Below are 15,292 nucleotides of genomic sequence, written 5' to 3'. Positions count from 1 at the left end.
TAGAAATTAAAATTTAGAAATTGGAGTGAAACGACCATGCCTGATCTTTTTGTCGCCCCCAAAAAAGAAACTGAAACCGAAGAGCCAAAAGTTTCAGAGCCAAAAACCACCTTACCCAACGTCGTTCCTCCGGAATCCAAAGGCGGTTCTCTTTCGGCTTTTATGACTTACCCCGACAGTGTTCGTTTTAATACTCAGGAAGATGAAGAACAAATTGTCATGCTTTTAAGAAAGCATTGGATAACCAATATCCCCTGGATGCTTTTTTCCGTGATTTTGCTTTTGGTGCCCACCGTTATTTTGCCCCTTCTTTTAACGCAGAAAGTTTTACCGCCAATTCCTGCGAATCTGACTTTAATTATCAGTCTCTTTTGGTATTTATGTACAACCGGTTTTATTTTAGTTAATTTTATCGGCTGGTATTTTAATGTTTATATCGTCACCAACGAACGGATCATTGACGTTGATTTTTACCAACTTTTATATAAACGTTTGGCCTCAACGAGAATCGCCAAAATTCAGGATTTAAGCTACAAACTCGGCGGCGTGGTCCGGGCGATTTTTGACTACGGCGACGTCAATATCCAAACCGCCGGGACCGAGGCCAATTTTTGTTTTGAAGCCGTGCCTCATCCGGAGCAGGTGGTCCGGGCGATCGGCGAAATGACCGAAAAAAGCGAGGAAAACGTATGACGGCTGAGCAATTTCTAATGATTTTAGTTTCTTGGTGGCCCTGGATTTATATAAAATTGTTTCTGTTAATTCTTTTGGGACTCTATCTTATTTTTGCCGGTATTTGTTTTCGGCAAATTGATTTAATGAACCAGATGGTTGAGGCCAAAATTTCTCCGGCCCTGCGCTTTATCGGTTTATTGCATTTATTAGCGGCTATGACGATTTTTATCCTAACCCTTACTTTACTTTGAAAACTGCCGGAAACGTAGGTTGGTATGGATTTTAAGGCTAATTTTGCCGAAATAGTCGGAACACCTCAAACCGGAGAAATAGACTCCTGGGTTTACGCTGATAATAAACTTTTTTTGGTTTTGGAAATGGCGGCGTCTTCGGGCTTTCCCGTCACCACCAAGGGTAAGGAAACTTTTGAAAAAATTATCACCGATTTCCAAAGCCTTCCTTACAAAAATTTAGCGAACCTAGAGGTTTTGGTTAAAAAAATCGAAGTTGACGAAGGTCTAAGTTTATCCTTGGTTTTAGCCGTGCAGGTTGGTCAGGTTCTTTATTTAGTCAGTCGCGGGGCCGGCCGTGTCATGATCAAAAGAGGGGAGAAACTTGGTCTTCTTTTAAGCGAAGACGGGACGGCTTCGGGCCTTCTTACCGATAACGATCTTTTTCTTTTAACCTCGCCACGATTTTCCGAGGTCGTTTCTTTTGATGAAGTCAAGCAAGTTTTTGAAACTTCAATCCCAGAGAATAATCTTAGCCTCACTGATTTTTCGGAAGGTTTAACTTGTTTAATCCACCGATCTGAAGATACCAGCGGGGTGGCTGGTCTTCTTTTACAATTTGCTAAAGTCAAAGAGTCCTGGACGGAAGAAAAAACTCTTCCCGCCGAAGAGGAAACTTTTCTTGCCCCAAAACCCGATTTGGCAACAAAGGAAAAATCGAAACTGAAAATTCTCCTCCGGAAACTCTCATCTATAATCTACAATTTATTCTCTAGATTTCGTCGGTCCAGCCAAATTTATCTTCGGCAGGCACCGACCGAAGAGGAAAAGAAGAAAAGAGTTATTTTCGGCATCGCCGTTATCTTAACGATTTTACTGATTATCAGTATTGTTTTGGGTTTGAATAAAAAATTAGGGAGTAAAAACGAAAGCCGTTTCAGCCAAATTTATCAGTCTGCGCTTGCCCAACTTAACGAAGGTCAAGCCCTGGTTGGTCTTAAAAATCCCCGGGCTGGCGAACTTTTGAAAGAAGCCCTAAATAGCCTTGAGGCTTTAAGCAAAGATTACTCGCCAAACTCAAACGAGGCGAAAAAAATCAAAGAATTATTGACGAAGATTAACGAAAATTTAGAAACGGCCAGTCAGGTTTATAAAGTCAACGGAGAGGTCTTTTTAGACGTGGGCTTAATTAAAGAGGGAGGAGAGGGAAGTCAAATCGCTGTAGCCGGAGAAAATTTATATGTGGCCGATGGGAAAAATTCTTCCCTTTATAAAATCAACCTCAAGTCCAAAGCGAGCCAAATTTTAGCCGGTGGCGAAGATTTTAAAGGCTTAAAAAGCCTGACGGTGACGGCAAGCGCTGTTTTTGCCCTGACCGATAAAGGTGTTTATCAAATAAAAATAAATGATGGGACGGCTAAACTAGCCATTAAAGCTGATCCTGAATGGGGAGAAATAATTTTTCTCACCAGTTTTGCCGACAATCTCTATTTACTTGACAAAACCAAAAACCAAATCTGGAAATATGTTGGCAGCGAGTCGGGTTTTTCCGGCAAAAAAGGCTATTTACTTGACAAGGTGGATCTGGCTCTGGCTTCATCTTTGGCCATTGATGGTTCGGTTTGGCTGACCACGGATAAAATTTTAAAATTCACTTATGGAAAAAATGATCGTTTTGAAATTCAAAATCTAAACTTACCCTTAGCCAATAATCTTTTTCTTTTTACCAGTGAAGAAACGAAAAATCTTTATCTTTTGGACAAACTTAATCGCCGGATTTTAGTCTTGGAGAAAAACGGCTCTTATCAAAGCCAGTATCTTTGGGAAGGGATGAGTCAGACTTCGGGTTTTGTGGTGTCGGAGGGAGAAAAGAAAATCCTATCTTTGCGGGCAAGCAAAATTTATCAAATTGGTTTAAAATAACAAGTTATATGCGTATCGGCAATCGGCGGGCCTACCACGATTATCAACTTCTGGAGAAAATTGAAGCTGGTCTAGAATTAACCGGACCAGAGGTCAAGTCGGTTAAAGAAGGACATCTGTCTTTAGAGGGTTCGTTTGTAAAAATTATAGGGACAGAAGCTTATCTGGTTAATGCCCAAATCCATCCCTACTCAAACGCTCCGGCCGAAGGCTATGATCCCAAAAGAACGCGCAAACTTTTACTCCATAAAAAGGAAATAATGGCTTTAAAGGGCCGATTGCAGCAATCTAATTTGACCTTGATTCCGCTTTCGTGCTATACTACGAGTCATAGTTTTATCAAATTAGAAATAGCCTTGGCCAGAGGTAAGAAACAGTACGAAAAGCGGGAAGCCTTAAAACGCAAAGATTTGGAAAGACAAGTCGAAGAAGAATTAAGAGGTAAAATTTAAAAATGGGGATGATTGTTTCGACGGAGATTGCACTTTAAAAACGGCAAGCCGAGGATGACACCAACTCGTAAAACGTTGTCAAAACTTAATTGCTAATGCAAATTTAGCATATGCTCAAGTTCCTGCTTATAACTAAGCAAGCTTAAGCCGTCCTTAATTCTTTTTCCTGATGACGAATTTTGGGCGCAAACTTAGTCAGGATGTAGTTTATAACCGCGTTGATAGTTATAAATCAAATTTTAAGTTGACTAGCTTTAATCTTCTTGTCAGACGGAACAGATTAAGGCGAAACCTCCCTCGGGAGGACAAAGTCTGACTAAGCTTGTAGAAGTTTTTAATTTGTTTTTCCGGACGGGAGTTCATTGCTCCCCATCTCCACCCTTCGCCAGGTACTATACAGTACCTGGCTACGGAGTGGCACAGCCCCCTTCGATTTGTTTAAAAGTTAGAACACGCGAAGGGTGCCCCAAACGGAGCTTTAGCGAAGTGGGGCATGTATTACGCTTATATATTAAGGTTAATAAATAAAACATTTTATATTGGTTATTCTGCCGATCTCAAAAAACGAGTAAAAGAACATATAGAAGGCAGAGTCTCCCAAACCAAAAATCTAAGACCGTTAGAACTTGTTTTTTACGCCGCATTTTCTTCAAAGAAAAAAGCCTTAGAATTCGAGAAATATCTCAAAACAAATTCCGGTTTTGCTTTTCGTAATAAAAGGCTAGTTTAAAATGAATCTTCTTTTAAATCTTCTTTTTCCCCGTCGGTGTTTGGGCTGCGGCAAGCTGGGACAATATTTTTGTCGGCAATGTGCAACTAAAATTCAAAAGTGTGAGGGGCAAATCTGCCCGATTTGTGAAAGAGCGGCCATTGGTGGCGCGACTCATCCCCGCTGTCAAACCCGCTATGCGCTTGACGGTCTAACGTCTTTTTGGTCTTATCAGGGTTTGGCGAAAAAAGCCATTAAAGAATTAAAATACAGACTGGTTTCTGACCTGGCCTCGGAATTGATTGATTTAGCGCCGCTTAAAGAGATGAAACTTCAAAATCCAAGTTTAGTTCCGGTTCCTCTGCACAGCCAACGCGAAAATTGGCGCGGTTTCAGCCAAACGGAACTTTTGGGAAAATTTGTCGGCGCGAAAACGGGATTAAAAATGGTTTCGGATTTACTGATTAAAACCAAAAACACCAAACCACAAGTTGAATTTACCAAGAAAGACCGGTTGAAAAATATCCAGGACGCTTTTGTTATTAATCCCAAATACCAATTACTAATTCCTAAGATCTATATTTACGTTTTTGACGATGTTTGGACAACCGGCGCGACCCTTAGGACCTGCGGCGCGGTTTTGAAAAAAGCCGGCGCCAAATGGGTTTGGGGTTTAACTCTGGCCAGATAGGGCGATCTGCTATAATAAAAGAAAATTGGAAGGTTGGCTGAGTGGTCCAAAGCGAGGGGTTGCTAACCCCTTGAGCCGCAAGGCTCGCACAGGTTCGAATCCTGTACCTTCCGCACTTGAAAACACCATTCGTAAGAATTGTGCTTCGCAGGTATTTTCAAGTGTAAACCATTTTTAGGGAGGGTGGGCAGGACGGTAATGCGCTGGTCTTGAAAACCAGTGAGCGTAAGCTCTAAGAGGTTCGACCCCTCTACCCTCCGCCTTCGGTCGCCATAGCTTTAGCGGTGGCGACTTTTGTTAATGAAAATTAGTATTGATAATAACGATAAACCTGTTATTCTTAGGCGACCTTCGGCGGACACAGTCCGCTTTTATTACGTTTATATTTTACGGTGCGGTGATAATAAGCCCTACATTGGTTGTACAGACAATCTTAAAAACAGACTTAGTAGACATCAAAAGGGTCAAATTCCTGCCACCAAAGGTAGACTTCCGGTAAGACTTATTTCTTATATTGCCTTTTCTAATAAATATACTGCTTTTAACTTTGAGAAATACCTCAAATCCGGTTCAGGAAGGGCTTTTATGAAGAAGCATGAATTTCTAGTAGTACAGTATTATCTTCAAAAATGGCAAAGGTGATATAATCTTAAACAGGTCGTCCAAGTCGAAAGCTTTGGCGAACTGAAGGAGGAAAAATATTATGTCTGCTCAAGAGGAAACATTATTTGTTTGGAAGAGCGCTTCCAGGCCCTTTAAAAAAAGAGAAAAGGAATTTTTTACGACCATTGGCGCCATTGTCTTTTTACTGGCGGTCATTTTAGTTTTTATCAAAGAATTTTTGTTAATCGGCGCCATTTTGGCTTTGGCTTTTGTGGCTTATGTTCTGGCGACCATTCCGCCGGAAGAAGTCGAGCACAAAATTACCAGTCTTGGCTTGGAAAGTGTCGGCCATTTTTATAAATGGGAAGAATTGGTTGCTTTTTGGTTTGCCGAGAAATGGGGACAGTCGCTTTTGGTCGTGACGACGAAATTAAAATTTCCGGGAAGATTAGTTATCTTAACCGGAATAGAGGATAAGGAGAAAATTAAGGCTCTGCTTTCCAAAAACTTAGCTTTTAAAGAAAAACCGGAAAAAAATTGGATGGACGATGCTGCCAAATGGTTGTCGGAAAAAGTCCCCTTAGAAAAAAGTTAAGAATTGCGGCTATAGCTTAATGGATAGAGTAGCGGTTTGCGGAACCGCTGATCCCAGTTCGATTCTGGGTAGTCGCACTTATTTTGGTTTACCCTGAGCTTGCCGAAGGGGTGGGATGCAGGAGCGGTTCAACTGGCTGGTCTCGAAAACCATGCGGCCCGCAAGGGTCACGGGGGTTCAAATCCCTCTCCCACCGCCAAATTCCCGAGCACTTGTAGCTTAACGGATAAAGTACGGCCCTCCGAAGGCTGTGATGGCAGTTCGATTCTGCCCAAGTGCACTAAAAAATCTGTCGATTTTTCAGTGTAAACACAACATGGTTTACCCTGAATAAAGCCAAGTCAGACCGGGCAAAATCGAAGGGAGAGGTCGCATAGTGGCCGAGTGCGTTCGCTTGGAAAGCGAATATTACCGCAAGGTAATCGCGAGTTCGAATCTCGCTCTCTCCGCCAGTTGGAAAATGTCTTTTGAAACTATGACGAGTGGGAAACAATTAGTGGAAACATTAAGAAAACATGATCAAACTGGGGTCTAAAAAAGAAAAGCCGCGATTATATGAATGCCCCGAGTGCCATTTGCATTATAAGGAAAGGTTATGGATGGAAAAGTGTGAGGAATGGTGCAAAAAGACTAATAGCTGTAATCTTGAAATTACTTCCCATGCCGAGGAAAACAAAAGGGGTTAAGGAATTTACCGCCAAAGACCAAAATCAGTTTGCCTGCCTGCCACAGGTAGGGATTTTTTTAAACACACACCGCAGGATTGACGGAAATAAAATGGGGATTATTGGTTAGGAGCGTTCTTCGCAGTTTTATCTACCGATGGGTCTTTCTTGATTCCTACGGGTTGACCGGTTAGCGATGGTTCATAAAACCATTCAGAGTCAGAATTTACCAAGCGATTATCCGGGTTGACATTTGGTCCATGACGAAGTCGAAAGAAGAATCGGGCTAATGGGCCAATTTTTGGTTCCGATTCTTGGTTTGGCATAGTTTTCAAGTGGAGAATAACGTAATCAAATCATAAAGTCAAGATTAATTTTTGGTTTCCTGCGGCAGCTTCAGGATCATGGTATAATGCGCCTGCGATGGATCAACTTGAAGAAATCAAAACCAAAATCGATATTGTCAATCTGATCTCGGAATATTTGCCCTTAAAAAAAGCCGGGAGGAATTTTAAGGCTCTTTGTCCGTTCCACGGCGAAAAAACACCCTCTTTCATGATTTCCCCCGAGCGGCAAATCTGGCATTGTTTCGGTTGTCAGAAGGGTGGAGACATTTTCGGCTTTTTGATGCAGATGGAAAATATGGAATTTCCCGAAGCGTTAGAGACTTTAGCCAAAAGAGCCGGGGTTAAACTCATCAGGAGTTTTGAAGTCAGTGAACAGGCCAAAAATAAGGAAAAAATCTATAAAATCAATCATCTGGCCAGCGAGTATTATCATTATCTTTTAGTCAACCACCCTTCAGGTCAGGAAGCCCTAGATTATGTTTTGGGTCGCGGGGTTAAGAAAAAAACGCTGGAGACTTTTTCTTTAGGTTGGGCGCCAAAAAATTGGGACAACCTGATCAAATTTTTAACGAAAAAAGGTTTTTCCTTACCGGAAATGGAAGCCGCCGGTTTAGTCATCAAAGATGATAAAAATTATTATGACCGTTTTCGGGGAAGGTTAATGTTTACCCTGCGTGATCATCGGGGTAATATTGTGGGTTTTGCCGGTCGAACTCTTGATCCAAAAGCCCAAGAGGCTAAATATATTAATACTCCGGAAACCGCCGTTTATATTAAGGGAAATATTTTGTACGGTTTAGATATTACCAAAGAAGCGATCAAAAAAGAGGATCGGGCGATTATCGTTGAAGGAGAATTTGATTTAATCTCTTCTTTTCAGGCCGGAGTTGCCAACGTGGTCGCCATTAAAGGCAGCGCGTTAACCGTTAACCAGGTCAATCTTTTGAAACGTTTTACCCAAAATCTTGACTTGGCTTTGGATATGGACTTGGCCGGTGACGCGGCGGCCAGACGGGGGATTGAGGTCGCTGACGCGGCGAGTTTGACCATTAACGTCGTTTCTTTACCGCAAGGAAAGGATCCCGACGAGTGCGCTAGGGCCAATCCCGGTCTTTGGCAAAAAGCCGTTAAAGAAGCCATTCCTGTTTTTGACCACCTTTTGGCTAAAGCCCTGGAACGTTTTGATAAGTCTACCGCTGACGGAAAAAGAAAAATCGGCGACGAGGTTATCCCGACTCTTGCTAAGATTGCCAATCCGATTGTTCAATCCCATTATCTTTCAAAACTGGCTGGCCTTTTAGGTGTTTCCGAAGAGGTGATTATTGAGACGGCCAAGAAACTTACCAAAAAAGAAGAACTTGGAAAGACAGGGTCAGTCTCGCCAACTTCAACCCAGGGACAAGCCATATCAAGACAACAACTCTTAGAAGAACAATTTTTAGCCTTAATTTTACAAAGTCCTGATTTGACGGAAATCTTAAAAGAGGAAAAATGGACGATCAAACCGGAGATTTTTACGAACCAAGCGCTGAGGAAAATTTTTGAAAAGCTCTATCTTTATTTGGCGAAACAGCCGCAATTTACGATTAAAGATTTCGTTAAAATTTTACCTCAAGAACTGGTTCCCACGCTCGATCAGGCCTATCTTCTTGATTTAGCTTCAATTTTAGACGACAAAAAACTTTTTGAACGCGAACTGGAAAAAACTGCCGATGAAATTAAAAAAATTTATTGCAAAAATAAACTGCTTGCTCTTTCGGCACAAATGAAAGAAGTCAACAAAGAAGAACTGGAATCCTTAACGCAGGAATATCGGCAAATTGCCGTCGAGCTTAAAAAATACCAGAAGACATAGTATAATGAAAGAGAAAAATGACTAAACCAAAAACCCTTTCTACTGTTGCGGATCTTTTGTCTTTGGGCCGTGAACAGGGCTTTATCACCCAGGATGATATCCTGGCGGTTTTTCCACAGGCCGAGCATCATATTCCGGAAATTGAAGAGCTTTTTGATAAGTTAAATAAAGTGGGCGTTGATGTTTTCGAGACGGTTTCCGAGGACGAGGAACAGGTCAAACCGGTGTCTGAATTGGAAAAAGAACTTGAAGCTTTGGCGGCCATTGGGGTGGGCGAGGTCTCAGATCCGGTCAGAATGTATTTGCGCGAAATCGGTCGCGTGCCGCTTCTTAATTTTGAACAGGAAATTTCCCTGGCCAAGGCGATTGAAAAAAGCGACCGGGCGGCTAAGAAAAAGTTAATCGAGTCGAATTTAAGGCTGGTCGTTTCGATTGCCAAAAAATACGTCGGCCGGGGCATGTCGCTTTTGGATTTAATCCAGGAAGGGAACCAGGGATTAATTCGGGCCGTAGAGAAATATGACTGGCAGCGCGGTTTTAAATTCTCAACCTACGCGACTTGGTGGATTCGACAGGCGATCACCCGGGCGATTGCCGATCAGGCCAGAACGATTCGGATCCCGGTCCACATGGTCGAAACGATTAATCGTTTTGTCAGAACCTCAAGACGCCTGATGCAGGAGTTGGGGAGAGAACCGACGCCCGAAGAAATCGCCCAGGAAATGGGGATTGACGTTTCTAAAATCCGCGAAATCGTTAAGGTCTCGCAAGAGCCGACTTCGCTTGAGTCGCCGGTTGGCGATGAGGAAGATTCTCATTTGGGCGATTTTATCCAGGATACGACTCAGCCGACGCCTTATGATGCCGCGACCCGTCAGCTTTTAAAAGAACACATGGAAGAAGTTTTGTCCACTCTCTCTGACCGGGAGAAAAAAGTTTTAATCCTGCGCTTTGGTTTGGATGACGGTCGACCCCGAACTTTGGAAGAGGTCGGCCGGGAATTTGCCGTGACCAGAGAGCGAATCAGACAAATTGAGGCCAAGGCGTTGCGAAAATTAAGACACCCTTCAAGATCCAAAAAACTCAAAGACTATTTAGAATAAATCTTCCTCCTCTTTTTACCATCTTGCATCCTGCCAAATTTTGTCTAAAATGGTCTTAATACACGAAGAGGGGAGGTGAAAATAAAAAATGGGAGGTTTTGTAGGTAACATCGAGGAAAAAACCTTAAACAATAGCTTCTTCCGTCAAGTTCTTTTTACCGGACCCCATTCTCAATTGGTCGTCATGTCTTTGCAGCCAAACGAAGATATCGGCCTTGAAGTGCATCAAAGCGTTGACCAATTCTTTAGAATTGAGCAGGGCGAAGGAAAAGTCTTAATTAACGGCGAAGAACAGGCGATCAAAGACGGCTTTGCCATCGTGATTCCGGCCGGAACCGAACACAATGTCGTTAACACATCAGCCGACAAACAGTTAAAACTCTATACCATTTATACGCCGCCTCAACATAAGGACGCGATTATTCATAAAACAAAAGAAGAAGCCATGGCGGATACGACAGATCATCTTTAAACCGAAGTTTGGTAAGTTTTAGCGGGGCTTTTTCGAAGTTTTTTGATGAGCTAATTTATTGGCGGCCATTCTTTGCAGCTTTTCTTTTTCAATCGCTTCTTTTTTGGCTTTTTCCACGGCAAATTGTTTATCAACGAGTTTTTGACATTCAGGATCGGGACATGAAGTCGTGGTATGGGTGAAGGTAATCCCCTTAACACATTCTTTCCAAGTCTTAACGTCAACTCTTGGCTTACCGCACCTGATACAGAGATTGTCAGTCTTGTTTTGCATAAAGTTAAGTTTAAACCTAAGTTTAAACCGTTAAAACTGTTTAAATTTTGAAGAGTTCTAAAGAGAAGAAAGATACGAAGTTAAAAAGTTTAGAGTATCTTTATCTTACTTTTCAAAACAAAATTCGATTTAAACAGATTTAAAAGTTCAAATTGCCTTTAAGAAGCGTATTATACCATTTTCGGTAAAAAGAAGCAACTTATACTTGAAGGGGGAGATTGAATTTACAATTAACAATGGATAAGGTATAATTTGAGCGTAAAACGCAAACTCGATTGTACATTTAAAACAAAATATTCCCCTGTAGCTCAATGGTAGAGCGGCTCCCTGTTAAGGAGAAGGTTAGAGGTTCGAATCCTCTCGGGGGAGCCATAGTTGACGGGAAGCGTACTCGAGTATCTCGTCAAAGGGCTTTTGGAGCGTCAGTTCAAGCTTTCTTCCTTTTAAAACAGAGTTCTGAAGCATATATTGCAGAAATTCCCGTTTTTCCTCTTCTTCAGAACTTTTGAAAATTTCGTAAGCTCTTTGCGTAACGTCCAGCACCTTTTCAGCCTCGACATAATAATTACTGTCGGCGTTGTTATGTTCTTCTAACTGCAAGACTAAATCGTCCCGTCTTTTTATATACTCAGACGCTTTGCTGTCATACATATCGCTTGTAATGCTCCGAGAGTTCTAAAAACAGTCTCTGTATAAATCTTTAAGGCCTGCTCTATGGGGTTATTACCCCAAGTAACTCTTTGAACGTCGTACTTAGAAATAGCCTGTTCTGGGTCGTAACCTTTAATAATAATATCTTTACCCGCCTGTAATCCTTGCTTGGCCCCGCTTCCTGTTCCTTGGAATGTCGGAGTAAGTGTCCTTTTGCCCGTTTTTAGCGACAAAAGCATATCTGTTGCGGTTGCGGGGATATCCTTAAAAACCTCGGCAGCCCCATGGATAGTATTACCAAGCAAATTTCGTTCGTGAGTTCTTAAAGAGGTTAAAAGCCCCGCCTTCCAAACAGTCACGGCTTTATCCACAATACTTGAAGGAATTAAATTATTAACCTGATTTATGAGGTCGTTGGCGGCAATGTTTCTTTCCCTGCCTTCTGGCATTACTTGAATATTTTTAGCCTTTTTATAAATGTCCTGTATAGTAGTATCTGATAATTGTAGTGGTTGATCTACGTGAATTTTGTTATATTCTTTAACCGCATTTTGAGCGAATTTAATAGCTCCTTGAGGAGTTGTTTTGTCGTACTGCGATAAAATCTGGATCATTTGTCCTTCGTTTGTTCCTGCGGTGGCGTTTAAAATCTCATTAGCTTTGGCAACGTTTCCTTTATCCATGTGATAATTAAATAATTCCGCTCCGATAGCTTGATCAACAGCGTTTTGAGGATTCATGGCTCTTGCTTCGGCGGCATTCGGATCAAGCCTGACTAGTTTTTTGGCATTCGAGATTGTTTGGGCATTGCTTTGCGGAACGTAAGTACCCTCTAGCATCTGCCTAAGCTCTGTCGGGTATTTTTCATTAGTCTTTAATCTTCCTACTAATTTCTTCTCCTTTAATCCCTCTCCAGTCAAAATATCTCTTGTATTCCGTGATATAATCGGGACGGATGAAGATTGATTCAAAGTGGATTGTTGAAATGGTAGTTCTAGTTTTAGCGACCCCGCTGGCAATTTTATTGCTCTTTGGTTTGATAATGTTGACTTCGGTTGTTTTTGGAGGACCGAACTAGCCCCCCCCGCTCCCCTTCCTCCTTTAGTAATCCTATACATTGGTCGGTTGGGCATTAAATCGTTTACCTTCCCATTGAGAAAGTCCTCTAGGTCTTTTGCCAATTTGACATTTTGTGGTATAATACTTTTAGGTTCTGAAGACCTGGGAAGTCGGGCTCCAGCTCCAGGTACTTCTCCGATAGGAGATGTTAGATGAGGGGAACTGCCCGTCCCTCCAGATTTAGCTTTTACTGTCGTTGGTATCTTCAGTAATTCTTCTTCCAATTTTGCTACCTTATTTTTTGCATTTATGGGTTTTTGGTATTAGTATTTGGGTATAATGCAAATATCTAAGGAGTTGATGATGTTAGGGACTTCAAACTCTTTTCTTCGGACTCTTTTTTCATGGTTCAATACTGAAAGACCAACCGAATCAGCACCGGAGAGAGAGAAAATATCGCTCTGGACTATCTGAAACGAGCCGTGCCAAACCTTGATCAGATATGGGGACAGTTTACTTATTCACTCCAATCAAACGGTGAGTTACACCAATGGTTCTGGGAAGACAAAGGTTACAAATTACCAGAAGGGTTGGATGGTAGACCCTGGTCGTATCCAACTATCCGTATAAGTATTAGCGGCAACAAGGAGATTCAGTATTGGAATACCGTATCGCTTTTCAAGAATTAAAGCAGTTGTCGTAGAATAAAAGTGTGTATGAAAAAGCAGAGGGTTGTGGCTATTGTGTTTATAGTGATCGCCGTAATATGGCTTATAATTACAGCTGATTGTGTTCTGAATAGGGTAAACTCTGGAATACCTATAGACTGGGCAAACATCAAAGATTGTAGTTACTAACCTTCAATTCCCTCAACACATCCCCAACGAGGCTTCTGAATCCGAACGAAGGCCAACCTTCCACCCCAGGCACGAAAGCCCCACACAGGTCAACACACGGCGTTACGATCTGCAAAGAAGCACAAAGCTCTTAAAGTTTTGCTTGGAATTTCGTATAATGAGAAAAGTGTTTTTACAAATTGTAGAAACCAAGCCAATTCAAGAGTATATTAATTTGTATGAAAAATCTAGAAAAATATCGAGAGCTTTTACAAAATAAGAAGTTTAAGTATCTGTTGTTAGCATTTTTGATAGTTCTACCTTTTGAGATTTTATCTTTTTTCTCAACCCATTTACCTAAATGGGTCGAACTGCCGCTTTTTATAACTCTCATCATTATCTTCGGTAGAGCTGTCTTTACTAGCGGTATCCGCAGTCTTTTGCATCTTCGGTTTTCAGACATTAATCTTTTAATGACCATAGCTATCGCTGGGGCGGTATACCTTCAGGAATGGGAAGAGGCTGTGATTATCGTCGTTCTTTTTGCTCTAGGAAATGCTTTAGAGGACTTTGGGATAGAACAGAGTCAGTCTGCATTGAAAGAACTGGTTGACAACACTCCCAAAACTGCCCAAGTGAAGGGTAAAACAGGAAAGACATCTGTTAAGGAGATAGGGATCGGTGATGTGATCATAGTAAAGCCAGGTGACCAAATCCCGCTTGATGGTAAGGTTATTATGGGAATGTCTTTAGTTGATGAGGCAACAATAACTGGCGAGCCTTTACCTAAAAATAAGCACGAAGGAGATTTTGTTTATGCGGGAACAATTAACGGGAATGGTTATATGGAAATTCAGGTCACCAAAACAGCAGAAGATAGTACACTTTCCAAGATTATAGATTTAACCTACAGCTCAGCCGAGAAAAAGTCTCATTCGCAAAAGTTTATTGAGAAGTTCGCTTCCTATTACACGCCTTTTGTTATAGTAGCCGCATTTCTTCTTGTTCTGGTGCCAGTTGGTTTCCTCGGAGAGCCATTTACGCCCTGGTTTACCCAATCACTAACTCTTCTCATTATTGCCTGTCCTTGCGCCTTAGTTATCTCGACCCCTATTACAATTTTTTCTGCCATTGGTAACGCCACTAAAAAGGGCGTCATTATTAAGGGCGGTAGGTTTGTTGAAGAATTAGGAAAAATAAGGGCGATTGCTTTTGATAAAACAAGAACGCTCACTAAAGGAGAACCCGTGGTTTCTGACATCGTGCCTTTTAATGGATTTACCCAAATGGATGTTCTGGCTTGTGCTTCTGGGATAGAGTCTTTTTCCGAACATCCACTAGCCCTGAGTGTTATCGAAGAAGCTAAAAAGCATAATCTCAATCCTCATCAATTCACCAAATTTGAAGCAGTGTCAGGAAAAGGATTGAGAGGCGACTGTTTAGTCTGCACCGATAAACATCATTGTATGGGCAATATTAAGTTTATTACCGAGGAGCATGCGGTTGAAGATGAAGTTATTCAACAAGTTGAAGCATTTGAAAAACAAGGGAAAACGACGGTTATTATGAGTGACAATAAGAAGGTAACTGGGGTTATAGGTATTACTGACGAGATTAGGGAAGATAGCAAGTTAATGATAAACGCTTTAACTCGTATGAAAATTAAACCAGTCATTCTTACGGGTGACAACGAATCTTCGGCGTTTTTTGTTGCTGAGCAGATAGGTATAAAGCAGGTTAGAGCAGAACTGCTCCCCGACCAGAAGGTAGCTGAATTGTCAAAACTTATTAGTCAATATAAGCATGTAGGTATGGTAGGAGACGGCGTGAATGACGCTCCTTCGTTGGTTACTGCTCCTGTTGGCATCGCTATGGGAGCAATCGGTTCTGATGTAGCGATTGAGAATGCCGATGTGGCTCTGATGAATAATAACATGACGCTTATTCCCTTCCTTGTTGAGTTGGGTAGAAAATCTGTTCAGAAAATCCGTTATAATACTGCAACCGCAATTGGTGTAAAACTTCTTTTCCTCTCTCTTGCACTAGCTGGTAAAAGCAGTTTGGTACTGGCTATATTTGCAGACGTGGGGGTAACCGTATTGGTCGTGGTTAACAGTTTGAGGTTATTTAATTTTGGTCAGAAAAAAGTCTAG

The 15,292-nt window shown here is 41.7% G+C and carries 15 protein-coding genes, 7 tRNA genes and 1 other RNA gene; 20 read left to right on the top strand and 3 right to left on the bottom strand.

Going from position 1 to position 15,292, the window contains the following annotated elements:
• The first annotated feature begins 36 nt into the window (after window positions 1-36).
• From M1575_03690 to M1575_03605, 18 genes are all read left to right on the top strand, one after another.
• Window positions 37-693, top strand: a complete 657-nt coding sequence (locus M1575_03690) for a PH domain-containing protein (protein MCL5095794.1) — start codon at window positions 37-39, stop codon at window positions 691-693.
• Window positions 690-926: a hypothetical protein gene (locus M1575_03685; protein ID MCL5095793.1), complete on the top strand. Its 237-nt coding sequence runs from the start codon at window positions 690-692 to the stop codon at window positions 924-926. Before M1575_03690 ends, M1575_03685 begins: the two co-directional genes overlap by 4 nt.
• Window positions 927-950: 24 nt before the next feature.
• Window positions 951-2,828, top strand: a complete 1,878-nt coding sequence (locus tag M1575_03680) for a hypothetical protein (protein MCL5095792.1) — start codon at window positions 951-953, stop codon at window positions 2,826-2,828.
• An 8-nt stretch (window positions 2,829-2,836) separates the two neighbouring features.
• Window positions 2,837-3,280 (top strand): SsrA-binding protein SmpB, encoded by a 444-nt coding sequence (gene smpB, locus M1575_03675; GenBank protein ID MCL5095791.1) that lies wholly within the window; start codon window positions 2,837-2,839, stop codon window positions 3,278-3,280.
• Window positions 3,281-3,284: 4 nt separating this feature from the next.
• Window positions 3,285-3,661: a transfer-messenger RNA gene (gene ssrA / locus M1575_03670) on the top strand.
• A 112-nt stretch (window positions 3,662-3,773) separates the two neighbouring features.
• A complete protein-coding gene (locus M1575_03665) occupies window positions 3,774-4,010 on the top strand; it encodes a GIY-YIG nuclease family protein (GenBank protein ID MCL5095790.1) in 237 nt (78 codons plus the stop codon).
• A gap of 1 nt (window position 4,011) precedes the next feature.
• Window positions 4,012-4,680, top strand: a complete 669-nt coding sequence (locus M1575_03660) for a double zinc ribbon domain-containing protein (GenBank protein ID MCL5095789.1) — start codon at window positions 4,012-4,014, stop codon at window positions 4,678-4,680.
• Between the two features lie 27 nt (window positions 4,681-4,707).
• Window positions 4,708-4,793: transfer RNA gene (locus M1575_03655), tRNA-Ser, on the top strand.
• Between the two features lie 65 nt (window positions 4,794-4,858).
• Window positions 4,859-4,940, top strand: a tRNA-Ser gene (locus tag M1575_03650).
• 40 nt (window positions 4,941-4,980) lie between these two features.
• Window positions 4,981-5,322 carry a GIY-YIG nuclease family protein gene (locus tag M1575_03645; GenBank protein MCL5095788.1) on the top strand — a complete coding sequence of 114 codons (342 nt, stop codon included), beginning with the start codon at window positions 4,981-4,983 and terminating at the stop codon, window positions 5,320-5,322.
• A gap of 61 nt (window positions 5,323-5,383) precedes the next feature.
• Window positions 5,384-5,878 carry a hypothetical protein gene (locus M1575_03640; GenBank protein ID MCL5095787.1) on the top strand — a complete coding sequence of 165 codons (495 nt, stop codon included), beginning with the start codon at window positions 5,384-5,386 and terminating at the stop codon, window positions 5,876-5,878.
• A 5-nt stretch (window positions 5,879-5,883) separates the two neighbouring features.
• Window positions 5,884-5,955 (top strand) — tRNA-Arg (locus M1575_03635).
• Window positions 5,956-5,987: 32 nt separating this feature from the next.
• Window positions 5,988-6,077: transfer RNA gene (locus tag M1575_03630), tRNA-Ser, on the top strand.
• Window positions 6,078-6,086: 9 nt separating this feature from the next.
• Window positions 6,087-6,158 (top strand) — tRNA-Arg (locus M1575_03625).
• A gap of 82 nt (window positions 6,159-6,240) precedes the next feature.
• A tRNA-Ser gene (locus M1575_03620) sits at window positions 6,241-6,330 on the top strand.
• 636 nt (window positions 6,331-6,966) lie between these two features.
• Window positions 6,967-8,745, top strand: coding sequence for a DNA primase (gene dnaG, locus M1575_03615; GenBank protein MCL5095786.1), 1,779 nt, complete (start codon window positions 6,967-6,969; stop codon window positions 8,743-8,745).
• Between the two features lie 17 nt (window positions 8,746-8,762).
• Entirely contained in the window at window positions 8,763-9,848 is a 1,086-nt protein-coding gene (gene rpoD, locus M1575_03610; GenBank protein ID MCL5095785.1) for an RNA polymerase sigma factor RpoD, read from the top strand.
• 88 nt (window positions 9,849-9,936) lie between these two features.
• Window positions 9,937-10,320 (top strand): cupin domain-containing protein, encoded by a 384-nt coding sequence (locus M1575_03605; GenBank protein ID MCL5095784.1) that lies wholly within the window; start codon window positions 9,937-9,939, stop codon window positions 10,318-10,320.
• A gap of 18 nt (window positions 10,321-10,338) precedes the next feature.
• On the opposite strand, the gene M1575_03600 is transcribed toward M1575_03605, so the two are convergent.
• Window positions 10,339-10,593, bottom strand: a complete 255-nt coding sequence (locus M1575_03600; protein ID MCL5095783.1) for a hypothetical protein — start codon at window positions 10,591-10,593, stop codon at window positions 10,339-10,341.
• 297 nt (window positions 10,594-10,890) lie between these two features.
• Here M1575_03600 and M1575_03595 point away from each other — a divergent pair.
• A tRNA-Asn gene (locus M1575_03595) sits at window positions 10,891-10,965 on the top strand.
• Here M1575_03595 and M1575_03590 read toward each other — a convergent pair.
• Entirely contained in the window at window positions 10,936-11,244 is a 309-nt protein-coding gene (locus tag M1575_03590; protein ID MCL5095782.1) for a hypothetical protein, read from the bottom strand. The two genes, M1575_03595 and M1575_03590, sit on opposite strands and share 30 nt — an antisense overlap.
• On the bottom strand, window positions 11,214-12,587 hold the full coding sequence (locus M1575_03585) for a hypothetical protein (protein MCL5095781.1): 1,374 nt from the start codon (window positions 12,585-12,587) through the stop codon (window positions 11,214-11,216). The genes M1575_03590 and M1575_03585 overlap by 31 nt, the downstream gene beginning before the upstream one ends.
• Before the next feature lie 791 nt (window positions 12,588-13,378).
• Here M1575_03585 and cadA point away from each other — a divergent pair.
• Entirely contained in the window at window positions 13,379-15,292 is a 1,914-nt protein-coding gene (cadA, locus tag M1575_03580) for a cadmium-translocating P-type ATPase (GenBank protein MCL5095780.1), read from the top strand.

This window comes from Patescibacteria group bacterium (assembly GCA_023473585.1).
GTDB lineage: Bacteria > Patescibacteriota > Microgenomatia > JAMCYU01 > JAMCYU01 > JAMCYU01.
Note: the sequence above shows the minus strand (reverse complement) of the source record. Positions and strands in the feature narration are given on the sequence as shown.